The organism is Acidovorax sp. Root275, from assembly GCF_001428965.1.
Taxonomy (GTDB): Bacteria; Pseudomonadota; Gammaproteobacteria; order Burkholderiales; family Burkholderiaceae_C; genus Acidovorax; species Acidovorax radicis.
This window is the reverse complement of the sequence record NZ_LMJH01000001.1, coordinates 958472-972326: the sequence shown is the minus strand read 5'-3', so window position 1 is coordinate 972326 and position 13855 is coordinate 958472. Positions and strand designations below refer to the sequence as shown.

Genomic DNA, 13855 nt, shown 5'->3' with positions numbered 1-13855 from the left:
GCGAGGCCCGCAGTCGCCAAGCGACTGCGGGCTTTTTTTGTGCGCGCCAGTTCCGCACCAATATTTCCAAAACTGGAATAGTCAGTTCGCGACCAGATGGTTTTTCTCTGAACACCTCAGGCGTACAGTTCAACCCATCGATGAGCCGAACCCGCAAGGCGACTCACCGAACCCGGTTCAGAGAGGTTTTTGTCCCGGTTTTTGAGACGCTTTTTTGATCTTCCAAGGATTTTCATCATGAACACGACTGCACGCTTCCTCTCCATCGCCGCTGTTGCTGCTTTTGCATCGTTCGGCGCCCACGCCGATGAGGCCGATGGCTCGCAATTCGCCCTGAAGTTCGAGACCAACCGCACACGCGCCGAAGTCGCTGCCGAGGCCTCAGTGACGGCCCGCACGCACAGCATGGAACCCGCTGGTTCCCGCGTGGTGACTTACCAATCGACGGCAGACCGCGCCGCGGTGCGTGCCCAGGCTGCCGAAGCCCTGCGCACCGGCAAGATCTCGTCGGGCGAAGCAAGCTACCTGTAATCCGCACCGCCCCGCACCAAGCCCCCTACCCCATTTGATCGGAGAATCACAATGAACAACACCGCACGTTTCCTGTCCATCGCCGCCGTTGCCGCTTTCGCCTCCTTTGGTGCCTACGCCGATGAAGCCGACAGCTCGCAGTTCGCCCTGAAGTTCGAGACCAACCGCACCCGCGCCGAAGTGGCTGCCGAAGCCGCTGTGGAGGCCCGCACACACAGCATGGAGCCTGCCGGTTCCCGCGTAGCGACCTACCAGTCGAAGGCCGACCGCGCCGCCGTGCGCGCCGCTGCAGCCGAAGCCGTGCGCACTGGCCAGATCCCTTCGGGCGAGATCGGCGTTCTGTAATCCACGCAAGGCAACGCTGCAGACCGCACTGCAGCCTCCATGCAAAAGGCCGGAGCCCCTCACGGGGCCCCGGCCTTTTTTGTATTGTTCGCCGCGCGCCCGTGAAGGGCGCGGCAGCACACCGATCACTGCAGCACGGTCACGCCGGTCTTGGCCTGCAGCGATTCGAAGCTCACGCCGGGTGCCAGCTCCACGAGCTTGAGGCCTTCGGGCGTCACGTCCAGCACGGCCAGGTCGGTGATGATGCGGTCCACCACGCCCACGCCTGTGAGGGGCAGCGTGCACTGGGGCAGGATCTTCATGTCTTCCGTGCCGTCTTTCTTCTTCGCAACATGCTCCATGAGCACGATCACGCGCTTGACGCCTGCCACCAAGTCCATCGCGCCGCCCATGCCCTTGACCATCTTGCCGGGGATCATCCAGTTGGCCAGGTCGCCCTTTTCGCTGACCTGCATCGCACCGAGGATCGACAGGTTGATCTTGCCGCCACGGATCATGGCAAACGACTGGTCGCTGCCGAAGATCGACGAGCCCTTGATCGTGGTCACGGTCTGCTTGCCAGCGTTGATGAGATCCGGGTCCACCTTGTCTTCGGTGGGGAACGGGCCAATGCCCAGCATGCCGTTCTCGGACTGCAGCCACACTTCCTTGTCACCGGTGAAATTGGCCACCAGCGTGGGGATGCCGATGCCCAGGTTCACATAGAAACCGTCTTCGAGTTCTTGCGCCGCGCGGGCGGCCATCTGGTCTTGGGTCCACGGCATGTTCAGGCTCCTGCTTTCTCGGTGATCGTGCGTTTTTCGATACGCTTTTCGGGGTTGGCATTGAGCACGATGCGGTGCACATAGATGCCGGGCAGATGGACGTCGTCTGGGGCAAGCTCGCCAACTTCCACAATGCGCTCCACTTCCACAATGCAGACCTTGCCGGCAGTGGCAGCCGCAGGGTTGAAGTTGCGCGCTGTGAGGTTGAAACGCAGGTTGCCGGACTTGTCGGCCACGTCGGCCTTGATGAGCGAGACCTCGGGCACCAGCGAGCGCTCCATCACGTAGGTTTCGCCGTCAAATTCGCGCAGTTCCTTGCCGTCGGCCACGATGGTGCCTACACCCGTCTTGGTAAAGAAAGCCGGGATGCCAGCGCCGCCAGCGCGCAGCTTCTCGGCCAGCGTGCCCTGGGGCGTGAACTCCAACTCCAGTTCGCCCGCCAGGTACTGGCGCTCGAACTCTTTGTTCTCGCCCACGTAGGACGAAATCATCTTTTTGATTTGTCGGGTCTCCAGCAGTTTGCCCAGGCCGAAGCCATCCACACCTGCGTTGTTGGAGATCACGGTGAGGTTCTTGGCGCCGGAGTCGCGCAAAGCGTCGATCAGCGCTTCTGGAATGCCACACAAACCGAAGCCACCCACGGCCATGAGTTGGCCGTCTGCAACCACGCCCTTCAAGGCTTCGGCTGCGGAGGGGAATAACTTGTTCACCACGATCTCCTTGTGAATTTGGATGCGCTACGATACTACGTACCCGATTAAGTAGTATTCCGTAAAGACTTGCACTATGGACGTTGATTACCGACTCGCTTTTGACATGGCCCCCGTGGGCCTGGTGCTGTCACGCAATCGCACCATGGTCGATTGCAACCGCCAGGTCTGCGAGATGTTCGGCGCCTCGCGCGAGGTGCTCATTGGCCAGTCGTTCCAGGTACTGTACCCAAGCGCCGACGAATACGAACGCCTGGGCGCGCACATGGAACCCATCCTGAACGCCAAGGGCCACTACGCCGACAACCGCATCATGAAACGCGCCAACGGCGAGGTGTTCTGGTGCCATGTGTCAGGCCGCGCGCTCAACCGCGACGCTCCCCATGAATCGGGCATCTGGAGCTTTGAAGACCTCAGTTCGCAGCGCCCCGTCAAGGCCGAGCTGACGGGCCGCGAGCGCGAGGTGGCCGCACGCTTGCTGGAGGGCTTGACCTCCAAGGAAATCGGCCGGGCGCTGGAGATCAGCCACCGCACGGTGGAGATCTACCGTGCCCGCCTCATGCGCAAGTACAACGCGTCCACCGCAGCGGACCTGGTGCACAAACTGCTCGCGGGGGGCTGAAGGCCGCGACTGGGTTCATCCCTTCTTGGGCCCGTCGATCACCTCAGCCGCTGTACGGAACGCCTCCACGGCCGTGGGCAAGCCACAGTAGATGCTGGCGTGCAGCAGCACTTCCTGGATTTCTTGCGCGGTGGCGCCGTTGTTGAGTGCGCCGCGCACATGGCCCTTGAGCTCATGTTGCTTGCCCAAAGCGGTCAAGAAAGCCACGGTGATCAGGCTGCGTGTCTTCAGGTCGAGCCCCGGACGCTGCCACACATCGCCCCAGGCATTGCGGGTGATGAACTCCTGAATCGGCTGGGTGAATTCCGTGGCGTTGCCGAAGGCATTGGCCACGAAGTCCTCGCCCATGACCTGCTTGCGCGTGGCCAGGCCTTTGTCGAAGTCCTTGGTGGATGGGGGTTGCGTCATGCGGGCTCTCCAATACGGTTGGGGCCGCCATGTTAGCCGCAGCGCCTGGGCAAAAAGCACAACGCTACTTGCCGTCCCCCACGTGGTGCAGGCAAGTGGCGCGGTCAATGGCTCCGCCGTTGGCTTATGCAGCCGCGAGATCGAAACGATCAAGGTTCATGACCTTGGTCCAGGCGCGCACAAAGTCCTGCACGAACACCGCCTGCGCATCGCTGCTGCCATACACCTCGGCCAGGGCGCGCAGTTGCGAGTTGGAGCCGAACACCAGGTCGGCCACCGTGCCCGTCCACTTCGGGGTGCCGCCGCTGCGGTCCACGCCTTCCAGCACGCCGGGGGCCGAGGCAGACTTCTGCCACTTGGTGCGCATGTCCAGCAGGTTCACGAAGAAGTCGTTGCTCAGGGTCTGCGGGCGCTGCGTGAACACGCCATGCGCGGCGGACGACGCCACGTTCGCCCCCAACACGCGCAGGCCGCCGACGAGCACCGTCATCTCGGGCCCGGTCAGTGTGAGCTGGTTGGCCCGGTCGATCAACAACTCGGACACGGCGCCTTCCAGGCCGGGCTTCACGTAGTTGCGGAAACCATCGGCCGCGGGCTCCATGACCTCGAAGGATGGCACATCGGTCTGCGCTTGCGAGGCATCGGTGCGGCCTGGCGTGAACGGTACCGTCACATCCTGCCCGGCCTTCCTGGCCGCAGCCTCCACGGCTGCGCCACCGGCCAGCACAATCAGGTCGGCCAGCGAGATTTTCTTGCCACCGGTCTGCGCTGCATTGAAGGCCTGCTGAATCACTTCAAGCTGGCCCAGCACCTTGGCCAGCTGCGCGGGCTGGTTCACCTCCCAGTCCTTTTGCGGCGCCAGGCGGATGCGTGCACCGTTGGCACCGCCGCGCTTGTCACCGCCGCGGAAGGTCGATGCCGATGCCCAGGCCGTGGACACCAGCTCGGCGATCGACAGGCCCGATGCCAGCACCTTGGCTTTGAGCGCAGCCACATCCTGCGCGTCGACCAGCGCATGGTCGACCACCGGCACCGGGTCTTGCCACACCAGCACTTCGGCCGGCACATCCGCACCCAGATAGCGCGAGCGCGGGCCCATGTCGCGATGGGTCAGCTTGAACCAGGCGCGGGCAAACGCATCGGCGAACTGTTCGGGGTGCTCCAGGAAGCGGCGCGAGATCTTCTCGTAGGCCGGATCGAAGCGCAGCGACAAGTCGGTGGTCAGCATGGTGGGCAGCAGCTTTTTGGACGGGTCGTGCGCATGCGGGATGGTCGCCTGTGCATTCTTGGCCGTCCACTGGTGCGCGCCTGCGGGGCTCTTGGTCAGCTCCCATTCAAAGCCGAACAGGTTTTCGAAGAAGTTGTTGCTCCACTTCGTGGGTGTGGTGGTCCAGGTGACTTCCAGGCCGCTGGTGATGGCGTCGCCACCAAAGCCGCTGCCGTGCTTGCTGATCCAGCCGAAGCCCTGGTCTTCGATGCCACCGCCTTCGGGCTCCAGGCCCACCAGGGCCGCGTCGCCTGCGCCGTGGGTCTTGCCGAAGGTGTGGCCACCGGCGATCAGCGCCACGGTCTCTTCGTCGTCCATGGCCATGCGGGCAAAGGTGTCGCGGATGTCGCGCGCTGCGGCCAGGGGGTCGGGGTTGCCGTTCGGGCCTTCGGGGTTGACGTAGATCAGGCCCATCTGCACGGCGGCCAGGGGCTTGGCCAGGTCGCGCTCGCCGCTGTAGCGCTTGTCGCCGCCGAGCCAGGTGCTCTCTGCGCCCCAGTACACGTTTTCATCGGGTTCCCACACGTCGGGGCGGCCACCGGCAAAGCCGAAGGTCTTGAAGCCCATCGACTCCAGAGCCACGTTGCCCGTGAGGATCATCAGGTCGGCCCACGAGATCTTGCGGCCGTATTTCTGCTTGATGGGCCAGAGCAGGCGGCGGGCCTTGTCCAGGTTGGCGTTGTCGGGCCAGCTGTTCAGGGGCGCAAAACGCTGCTGCCCTGCCCCGGCGCCGCCGCGGCCATCGGCCAGGCGGTAGGTGCCGGCACTGTGCCAGGCCATGCGCACGAAGAGCGGACCGTAGTGGCCGAAGTCGGCCGGCCACCAGTCCTGCGAGTCGGTCATCAGCGCGTGCAGGTCAGCTTTCACAGCGGCCAGGTCCAGGCTCTTGAACTCTTCGGCGTAGTTGAAGCCGTCACCCATGGGGTCCACCAGGGGCGAGCTCTGGTTCAGGGGGCGCAGGTTGAGCTGGTTGGGCCACCAGTCGGCGTTGCCACGGCCCTTGGGCGCGGCGGCCTGGGTGTGATCGAAGGGGCACTTTGCGTCTGTCGTCATGGGTCACTCCTTGTTATGGCTGATGAACGGCTCCGATCCTAAGAAATGCGCACCCCATTGAAAAGACAATCATCTTCATCAAGGCGATAGTTTTTGTTGAAAACTGGCGAGCTCCAGCGGAGCTTCAGGCTCCCCGCAACCACAGGTATCGAACAGCACGGAGCGCACCCAGCGATGCCCCGCGGAGCGGTGGGTACGTTCGTGCCAGGCGGCAGTTTTCACGAATCCCGGTATGGCCACCGGCGGCTCCATGACGACCAGCCCCGGTGCATCGGCCACCACCCGCTGCGGCACGACCGCGATCAGGTCGCTGGTGCGCAGAATCTGCGGCAGCACCAAAAAACTGGTGATCGACAGCGCCACCCGGCGTGACCGGCCCAGGCGTGCCAGCGCCTCGTCCGTCACGCCGCAGAAGCTGCCGCCGGTGTACGAGATGAGTGCATGGTCCAGCGCACAGAAACGGTCGAGCGACAGCACACCAGCCTGGGCATCCGGGTGCCCCTCGCGCATCACGCAGACATAGCGCTCGTCGAACAGGTGGCGGGCGTACAGGTCGGGCGCCGTGTTCTCCGGGCTGATCAGGGCCAGGTCGATGTCGCCGCGCTCCAGCCGCTCGTACACCGGCAGGTGCTGGGCGGGCACCACGGCGACGCGCACGCCGGGCGCATGCCGCCGAAGCCGGGCCAGGAACGGCACGACCACCGCCTGCAGCGCATAGTCGGTGGAAGCGAGGTGGAGGGTCATCTGCGCCGTTGCCGGGTCGAACGCCCGCGGCTGCAGCAAGGATTCGATCCCGCCCAGCAATTCCTTGACGGGTGCGGCCAGCTCCTGTGCCCGCAAGGTGGGCGTGATGCCGCGCTGCGTGCGCACGAACAGCGGGTCATCAAAACTCTCGCGCAGCCGGGTCAGCATGCCGCTCACTGCCGGCTGGGTCAGGGACAGGCGCTGGGCGGCGCGGGTCACGCTGCGCTCGTCCAGCAGCGCATCCAGTGCCTTGAGCAGGTTGAGGTCCATGGATCTGATATCTATTTTCATGATTTCAAAAATAAAAAATATCGATTTGGTTTATGGCTGGATCGTACCCACCATCCTCATCGTGCGTGGCCACTAGATCTTTTGGCCCTCCCCGCTTCATTCCATTTTTCAGCCTCCCACAAGAAAGAAAGCTGCATGTCTGCCCTGTTCACCCCGTTCCAACTTCAAAGCGTTACCCTGCGCAATCGCATCGCCGTCCCGCCGATGTGCCAGTACAGCGCCACCGATGGTCTGACCAATGAATGGCACCAGGCGCACTACGCCGGTCTCGCCCGTGGCGGCGCCGGCCTGGTCATCGTGGAAGCCACGGGCGTATCGCCCGAAGGCCGCATCACCCCGGCGTGCACGGGCCTGTGGAACGACCAGCAAATCGAAGGTATGACCCGCATCGCCGCCAACATCAAAGCCGCTGGCGCCGTGCCCGGCATTCAGATCGGCCACGCCGGCCGCAAGGCCAGCGCCCAGCGCCCGTGGGAAGGAGACGACCACATTCCCGAAAGCGATCCGCGTGCCTGGCAACCCATCGCCCCGTCCGCCATTGCCTATGGCGGCGGCCTGCCCCGCGTGCCCAAGGCCATGACGCTGGAGGACATTGCCCGCGTGCAGGCCGACTTCGTCGCCGCTGCCCGCCGCGCAATGGCCGCGGGCTTTGAATGGCTGGAACTGCACTTTGCCCACGGCTACCTCGCGCAGAGCTTCTTCTCGCCCCACAGCAACCAGCGCACCGACCAGTACGGCGGCAGCTTCGACAACCGCGCACGCTTTCTGCTGGAAACCGTGGAGGCCGTGCGCAAGGTCTGGCCCGCGCACCTGCCGCTCACGGCCCGTTTCGGCGTGATCGAATACGACGGCCGCGACGAGGAAACCGTGGCCGAGTCCATCGAGTTGGTGCGCCAGATGCGCGAACGTGGCCTGGACATGGTCAACGTCAGCGCCAATTTCGTGATCGCAGAGACGCAGATCCCCTGGGCAACGCCCGCCTTCCTGGCCCCGGTGGCCCAGCGCGTGCGCAGCGAAGCCGGCCTGCCCGTGGCTTCGTCCTGGGGCATCGATGATCCTCAGGTCGCCGAGCGCTCGGTGGCGGACGGCCAGATGGACTTGGTGATGATCGGCCGCGCCCACCTGTCCAACCCGCACTACACCTACCATCTGGCACAGGTGCTGGGGGCGCAAAAGCCTGAATGGACCACGCTGCCCGCACCGTATGCGCACTGGTTGTCGCGCTACCGTGGCGCGGCCAAGGTGGCAGCCGCAGCGCAGTAAACCGGGCTCAGCCGCTGCTCAGCCCACCGCCGGGCGGTGCAGCGGCAGCCCTGGCGCATCCAGCCGCGCGCGCAGAATGCGGCCGTGGGTCGAATCGGTCACGAACACCGTTGTGCCATCGTCCCCGCCGAACGCCAGGTTCGTGGTGGATGCACCGGCCGGCCCGCGCAGCACCAGCTCGGGCTCGGCGCGGTGGTTGAGCACCCAGACATAACCCAGGCCAGGGTTGGCCACCAGCAGGCGGCCCTGCGCATCCACGGCCAGCCCGTCGGGGCCGCTCGGGCCGTAGGACGTGAAGAACTGCCCCACCTTGGCCACGCTGCCATCGGGCAGCAGCGGCACGCGCCACACGCAATTGCCGCGCGTGGCGGCCAGGTACAGCACGCGGCCGTCGGGCGAGAGCGCCACGCCATTGGGGCTGGGCACGTTGGCCAGCAATTGGTCGAGCTGGCCGTTCGGGCGCAGGCGGTACAGGCGGCCGCTCGGGTCGTGCAGGCCGCTCTGCCCCTGGTCGGTGAAGTACAGGTTGCCTTCGGCGTCAAAGATGAGATCGTTCACGCCCTTGAAGCGCTCGCTGTTGCGGCGCTCCAGGTGCGGCGTGACCTTGCCCGAGGCCACATCCAGGCGCATCAGGCCGTTCTTGTAGTCGGTGATGAGCAGCGTCCCGGCATCCAGGAACTTCATGCCGTTGGGCTCGCCGTCGTACTCAGCCACCAGTGTCCATTCGCCCTCGGGGTTGATGCGAAAGATGCGGCCCCAGGGGATGTCGGTCACGTACAGGTGGCCCGCACCGTCGAACACCGGGCCTTCGAGGAACGAATCGGTGACGGTGCCGCCCCGGTTGGCATCGGCCCAGGCACTGCGCTCGCGGCGGCGAAAGTGTTCGGGCATGGCGGAGAACATATCCAGGTCGCGGACCTGGGGCGGTTGCAGCAGAAACATGGTGGGGGTCTTTCTTGTTCAGGACGCGGTGGCGAAACCATACAGCCGCGCCGGGTTGTCGACCAGGATGCCGTCCATCACGGCATCGCTGCCCGCCCAGGCACGCAGCAAGTCCAACAGGCCGGCATCGTTGACCGAGCCCGGTGCCTCGGTGGTGTGCGGCCAGTCGCTGCCCCACACCAGGCGCCCGGGCGCGGCCTGCACCAGCGCGCGGCCCAGGGGCAGCATGTCGGCGTAGCTCGGGCCCTGCGCGGTGGAGCGCATGTAGGCGCCCGACAGCTTGACCCACGTATTGCCGCCGTCCAGCAGCCTGCGCAGCACGCCGTAGGCGTCGGCACTCGGGCCCTGCGCCGGGTCGATGCGGCCCAGGTGGTCGATGACCAGCGGAACAGGCAAGGCCTGCAGCACGGGTTCGAGCGCCACGATCTGCTCCGGGTGCGCGAACACCTGGATATGCCAGCCGCCGCAGTCCGCATGGCGCGCGACCTTGTCCGCCAGGGTGGACAGCATCTGCGGCGTGGTCGTGCCCCAGGACTGCGGCGAGACGAAGTTCACGCGCAACCCGCGCACGCGCCGCGCGGCAAGGCGGGCCAGCTCCACATCGTTCACATCCTGGCCCACCACCGCCACGCCACGCGCGCTGTCGCCCAAGGCGTCCAGTGCATCCAGCGCGCAGGCATTGTCGGTTCCGTAGGTGGACGGCGTGACCACCACGGTGCGCGATGTGCCCAGGCGCTGCTGCAGCTGCCGGTAGGCGGCCACGGGCGCATGGGGCGGCGTGCGCGGCCAGTGCGGCGATGGCGCAAAACGCGCATCGAAGATGTGCATGTGGCTGTCGCACGCCAGCGGCGGCAGCGCCCGCAGCGGCTGGTTGAGGCCTGCCGAATGCGGCACGGCGCCAGGCAGGGGCTGGTCCATCGGCGCTCAGTCCAGCTTGATGTTGCCCTTGCGCACCACCTCGCCCCATTTCGCATCTTCCTTCTTGAGGAAGGCCGCGAACTCGGCAGGCGTGGAGCCCACGGGCTGCGCGCCCATGTCGGCCAGGCGCTGCTTGAGCTCGTCTTCCTTCATCACCTCCTGCACGGCCTCGCGCAGCTTGGCGGCGATGGGCTCGGGCGTGCCGGCGGGCAGGAACAGGCCGTTCCACTCATAGGCCTCGTAGCCGGGGATCACCGTCTCGGCCACGGTGGGCACGTCGGGCAGGCGCCTGGAGCGCTCGGGCGCCGACACGGCCAGGGCGCGCAGCTTGCCGCCGGAGACATGTGGGTAGGTCGCGGCCACGGTACCGAACATGAAGTCCACCTGGCCGGCCATCACGTCGGTGATGGCGGGGCCGCCGCTCTTGTAGGGCACATGCACCATGTCCAGGTTCAGCTGCTGGCGCAGCAGCTCGGCCGCCAGGCGCTGCACGGTGCCGCTGCCGCCCGAGGCGAAGTTGAGCTTGCCCGGGGCCGCCTTGGCCTTGGCAACGAGGTCGCCGATGTTCTTGATCGGCGAGTCGGTCTTCACGATGAGCACATTGGGCGCGAGCAGCACCAGCGACAGCGGCTGCAGCGCGTTGGCGGCATACGGCATCTTGGGGAACAGGTGCGGGTTGATGGAGTACGGCGTGGCGTCGTACAGCACCGTGTAGCCATCCGCATTGGCCTTAGCCACGTAGCTGGCACCGATGGTGCCGCTGGCGCCGGCCTTGTTGTCCACGATCACGCTGGCGCCCAGCTTGGCGCCCAGGCGCGTGGCCAGCACGCGGGCCACGGCATCGGCCGCACCGCCGGGCGCATACGGCACGACGATGGTGATGGGGCGATCTGGGTAGGCGGCATGGGCCAGGCCCGTGGCCAGGGCGCAGGCGGCGATCAGGGGTTTGAGAAAACGCAACATAAAGTCTCCTTATCCATTCAATCCATCCAGAGCCAACAGGTATTGCTGCCCTCCGGCCCGCGAAACTGGCGCAGACAAAGCGCAGGCAGCCGTGCAAGGGCCGCCCCGCCGCACTGGCTGCGTCCCCCTTCCCGCATCGCGCAGCGAGGCGAGAGAGGGGGGAAGGCGCAAAGCGCCTCAGGGGGGTCACTCCACTTTCAGATCCAGGTCCTTGGCGATCTGGGTGTAAGTGGCAACCTCGCGCTCCACCTGCGCCGCAAACGCAGTACCGCAGGTCGAGTCCGCATCCAGCCCCAGGCCACGCAGCTTTTCCACTGCGGTGGCGCTCTTCGCAAAGTCCACGGCCGCGCGCTCTAGCTTCTGCACCACGGCGTCGGGCACACCGGCAGGTGCCAGCACGCCGTACCAGGCATCGGCCGAATACTTGCCGCCGCCGGCTTCAGCGAAGGTGGCCACGTCGGGCAGCAGCGACGAGCGCTTGGGCGAGGCCACGGCCAGGGCCGTGAGCTTGCCGCTCTTGATCTGCGGCAGCACCGAGCCCAGCGTGGCGAACGAGCTGTCGAGCTGGCCGCCCATCAGGTCCGTGACCACCGGCGCCGCGCCCTTGTACGGCACATGGTTGAGCTTGAGGCCGTTGGCCCGCGCGAACATCTCGGTGGCAAAGTGGCCCGAGCTGCCCACGCCGGCAGTGCCGGCCGTGGTCACGCCCGGCTCCTTGCGGGCACGGGCCATGTAGTCGGCCAGCGACTTCACCGGTATGCCGGGGCCCACCACCAGCACCGTCGGGCTTGTGGCCACGGTGCACAACGGCTTGAAGGACTTCACCGCATCGAACTTGACCCGGTTGCTGTACAGCCCCGGGATCATGGTGTGGTTGGTGGCGCCGAACAGCAGCGTGTAGCCGTCGGCCGGCGCACTGGCCACCGCCTGCGCGGCCAGGATGGTGTTGGCGCCGGGCTTGTTGTCGATGATGAAGGGCTGGCCCAGCGCGCGGCTGGCGTGGTCTGCGAATGCGCGGGCCACCACGTCGGTGGGCCCCCCGGCAGCAAAGCCCACCACCAGCTTCACGGGCTTGGCGGGGTAGTCGCTGGACTGCGCGAAGCAAGCGCCAGATGCTATTAAAAGCGTAGCTGCTAGCGCTTGATGGACAAGCGGCAGGGGCATTTTTTTCTCAAAATTCTTGTTCATCGACGTGTCTCCTGTCATGGGCTGGGGTGTGGCAGCCGCCGGTTGTGGCGCTATCCGGTGCGGGCACACAACGCTGGTGTGCCCTGCCCGGCCCGGGGTCTGCCTGCTACGGTCTCACGCTGCGGCTGGCCCTGCTGCGGCAGGGCCAGCGCGGGCTCATGCCGCCGCGGCGGCCGGCAGGCGGGCCAGCACGGCGAGCAGGTTCTGGGCCGCACCCACGCCCATGTTCACGTAGGCGTCGCTCGTCACGCCGCCGATGTGCGGGCTGAGGATGAAATTCTTCTCGCCCTGGAACGGGTGGCCGGCCGCCATGGGCTCCACCGCAAAACTGTCCAGGCCGGCCGCCATCACCTGGCCCGAGCGCACGGCTGCCAGCAGCGCGGCCTCGTCGATCAGGCCGCCACGCGCCGTATTCACCACGATCACGCCGTGCTTGCATTGCGCCAGCGTGGTGGCGTTCACCATGCCCCGGTTCTCGTCGGTCAGCGGGCAGTGCAAAGACACAGCATCGGCTTCGCGCCAGATCGTCTCCAGGCCCACGCTCTGCACGTAGGCGGGCAGGTTCTTGGCAAACGGGTCAAAGCCGATCACGCGCATGCCCAACGCATCGGCCATCTTCGCAAAGCGCAGGCCGATGGCGCCCAGGCCCACCAGGCCCACGGTGCGGCCGCCGAGCTCCAGGCTCTTGTGCGTGGCCTTGTCCCAGTGGCCGGCATGCATGCGCGCATCCAGCTGCACCACCGACTTGGCGCAGGCCAGCAGCAGCGCCAGCGCCTGCTCGGCCACGGCCGCGGCATTGGCGCCCACGGCGGCCACCACCTCGATGCCACGCGCCTTGGCAGCCACCTTGTCGATGGTGTCGGTGCCGCTGCCGTGCTTGGAGATCACCCTGAGCGAAGGCGCCGCGTCCATCACGGATGCGCCCACCTTGCCGTAGCGCACGATGATGGCCACGGGGTCGTGTTGCTTGGCCAGGGCGACCATGTCTTCTTCGGTCGGCGTCTTGCCGGCGTAGATGACTTCATAGCCGGTGAGCAGGCCGAGCGCCTGCTGCGCCAGGTCGGCGCCTGTAACGATGATGGTGGGGTTGGTGCTCACAGCGATTCCCCTTCCTGGAGGACACCCGCCGCGCGCAGCGCTGCGGGCAGCCACTTCGATGCCGTGTCGCCACGGGCGATGGCCTCGATGCGGGCGGCCTCGTCGGCCACCTTCTTGTCGGCCAGGGCCATCATGCCGGGGGCCTTGGCGCGCTCGATCACAACCACGCCGTCGGCATCGCCCACCACCAGGTCGCCGGGGTTCACGGTCGCACCGCCGGCAGAGATGGGGTGGTTGATGCGGCCGGGCACGTACTTGGTGGGCCCGGCGGGGTTGAAGCCCGCGCTGAACACGGGGAAGTCCAGCTCCAGGATCTCCAGCTTGTCGCGGATGGCGGCGTCCACGATCACGCCGGCCAGGCCGCGCTTCTTGCAGGCGCTGAGCATCAGCGTGCCCATGAGGGCGGCGGTCAGGTCGCCCTTGCCGTCGATCACCAGCACGTCGCCCGGCTGGGCCAGGGCGATGGCGGCGTGGATCATGAGGTTATCGCCGGGGCGCACTTCCACGGTGAAGGCGGGGCCTGCCACCTTCATGCTCTGGTGCACCGGGGCCACGCGACCGTGCATCGTGCCGCGGCGGCCCGCCACGTCGGCCAGGATGGCGGCCTGGAAGGTCGCGGCTTTGCTTACGACGTCGGCGCTCACGCGCTCGATGTCACGGATGATTTCGGGGAGTTGGCTCATGGTGTTCTGTCCGTTTGAAAAATGAAGAAGAAATGGGTGCAGGGAATGCCGGCTGCAAAGGCCGT

Annotated in this window: 15 protein-coding genes; 4 read left to right on the top strand and 11 right to left on the bottom strand. The window is 66.3% G+C overall.

All coding sequences use genetic code 11. The annotated features are described in order from the left end of the window. Positions 1–237 precede the first annotated feature (237 nt). Positions 238–531, top strand: coding sequence for a hypothetical protein (locus ASE52_RS04480; protein ID WP_057224105.1), 294 nt, complete (start codon positions 238–240; stop codon positions 529–531). Positions 532–582: 51 nt separating this feature from the next. Next, positions 583–876: a hypothetical protein gene (locus tag ASE52_RS04475; protein ID WP_057224104.1), complete on the top strand. Its 294-nt coding sequence runs from the start codon at positions 583–585 to the stop codon at positions 874–876. 125 nt (positions 877–1001) lie between these two features. Here ASE52_RS04475 and ASE52_RS04470 read toward each other — a convergent pair whose 3' ends face one another. Both ASE52_RS04470 and ASE52_RS04465 read right to left on the bottom strand, forming a co-directional pair. Beyond that, positions 1002–1640, bottom strand: coding sequence for a 3-oxoacid CoA-transferase subunit B (locus tag ASE52_RS04470; protein ID WP_057224103.1), 639 nt, complete (start codon positions 1638–1640; stop codon positions 1002–1004). Positions 1641–1642: 2 nt separating this feature from the next. Then, entirely contained in the window at positions 1643–2350 is a 708-nt protein-coding gene (locus ASE52_RS04465; protein WP_010465436.1) for a CoA transferase subunit A, read from the bottom strand. Positions 2351–2426: 76 nt separating this feature from the next. Between ASE52_RS04465 and ASE52_RS04460 the strand changes: the two genes are divergently transcribed. Next, positions 2427–2972 (top strand): PAS and helix-turn-helix domain-containing protein, encoded by a 546-nt coding sequence (locus ASE52_RS04460; RefSeq protein WP_010465438.1) that lies wholly within the window; start codon positions 2427–2429, stop codon positions 2970–2972. 15 nt (positions 2973–2987) lie between these two features. Here ASE52_RS04460 and ASE52_RS04455 read toward each other — a convergent pair whose 3' ends face one another. The 3 genes from ASE52_RS04455 to ASE52_RS04445 form a co-directional block, all read right to left on the bottom strand. Beyond that, a complete protein-coding gene (locus tag ASE52_RS04455) occupies positions 2988–3380 on the bottom strand; it encodes a carboxymuconolactone decarboxylase family protein (RefSeq protein ID WP_010465441.1) in 393 nt (130 codons plus the stop codon). Positions 3381–3504: 124 nt separating this feature from the next. Then, positions 3505–5700 carry a catalase/peroxidase HPI gene (gene katG, locus ASE52_RS04450; protein WP_057224102.1) on the bottom strand — a complete coding sequence of 732 codons (2196 nt, stop codon included), beginning with the start codon at positions 5698–5700 and terminating at the stop codon, positions 3505–3507. Positions 5701–5778: 78 nt separating this feature from the next. Continuing rightward, positions 5779–6735, bottom strand: a complete 957-nt coding sequence (locus tag ASE52_RS04445; protein WP_057224101.1) for a LysR family transcriptional regulator — start codon at positions 6733–6735, stop codon at positions 5779–5781. A gap of 135 nt (positions 6736–6870) precedes the next feature. Between ASE52_RS04445 and ASE52_RS04440 the strand changes: the two genes are divergently transcribed. Then, on the top strand, positions 6871–7998 hold the full coding sequence (locus ASE52_RS04440; protein ID WP_057224100.1) for an NADH:flavin oxidoreductase/NADH oxidase: 1128 nt from the start codon (positions 6871–6873) through the stop codon (positions 7996–7998). An 18-nt stretch (positions 7999–8016) separates the two neighbouring features. Here the strand turns inward: ASE52_RS04440 and ASE52_RS04435 are convergent, their stop codons facing one another. From ASE52_RS04435 to ASE52_RS04410, 6 genes are all read right to left on the bottom strand, one after another. Then, complete coding sequence (locus tag ASE52_RS04435; protein WP_057224099.1) at positions 8017–8940, bottom strand: SMP-30/gluconolactonase/LRE family protein; 924 nt, start codon at positions 8938–8940, stop codon at positions 8017–8019. Between the two features lie 18 nt (positions 8941–8958). After that, on the bottom strand, positions 8959–9858 hold the full coding sequence (locus ASE52_RS04430; RefSeq protein WP_057224098.1) for an amidohydrolase family protein: 900 nt from the start codon (positions 9856–9858) through the stop codon (positions 8959–8961). Positions 9859–9864: 6 nt separating this feature from the next. Beyond that, positions 9865–10821 (bottom strand): tripartite tricarboxylate transporter substrate binding protein, encoded by a 957-nt coding sequence (locus tag ASE52_RS04425; protein ID WP_057224097.1) that lies wholly within the window; start codon positions 10819–10821, stop codon positions 9865–9867. 186 nt (positions 10822–11007) lie between these two features. Further along, entirely contained in the window at positions 11008–12009 is a 1002-nt protein-coding gene (locus ASE52_RS04420) for a tripartite tricarboxylate transporter substrate binding protein (protein ID WP_057224096.1), read from the bottom strand. A gap of 156 nt (positions 12010–12165) precedes the next feature. Continuing rightward, positions 12166–13107, bottom strand: coding sequence for an NAD(P)-dependent oxidoreductase (locus tag ASE52_RS04415; protein ID WP_057224094.1), 942 nt, complete (start codon positions 13105–13107; stop codon positions 12166–12168). Continuing rightward, entirely contained in the window at positions 13104–13790 is a 687-nt protein-coding gene (locus ASE52_RS04410) for a diguanylate cyclase (RefSeq protein WP_057224091.1), read from the bottom strand. Before ASE52_RS04410 ends, ASE52_RS04415 begins: the two co-directional genes overlap by 4 nt. Positions 13791–13855 lie beyond the last annotated feature (65 nt).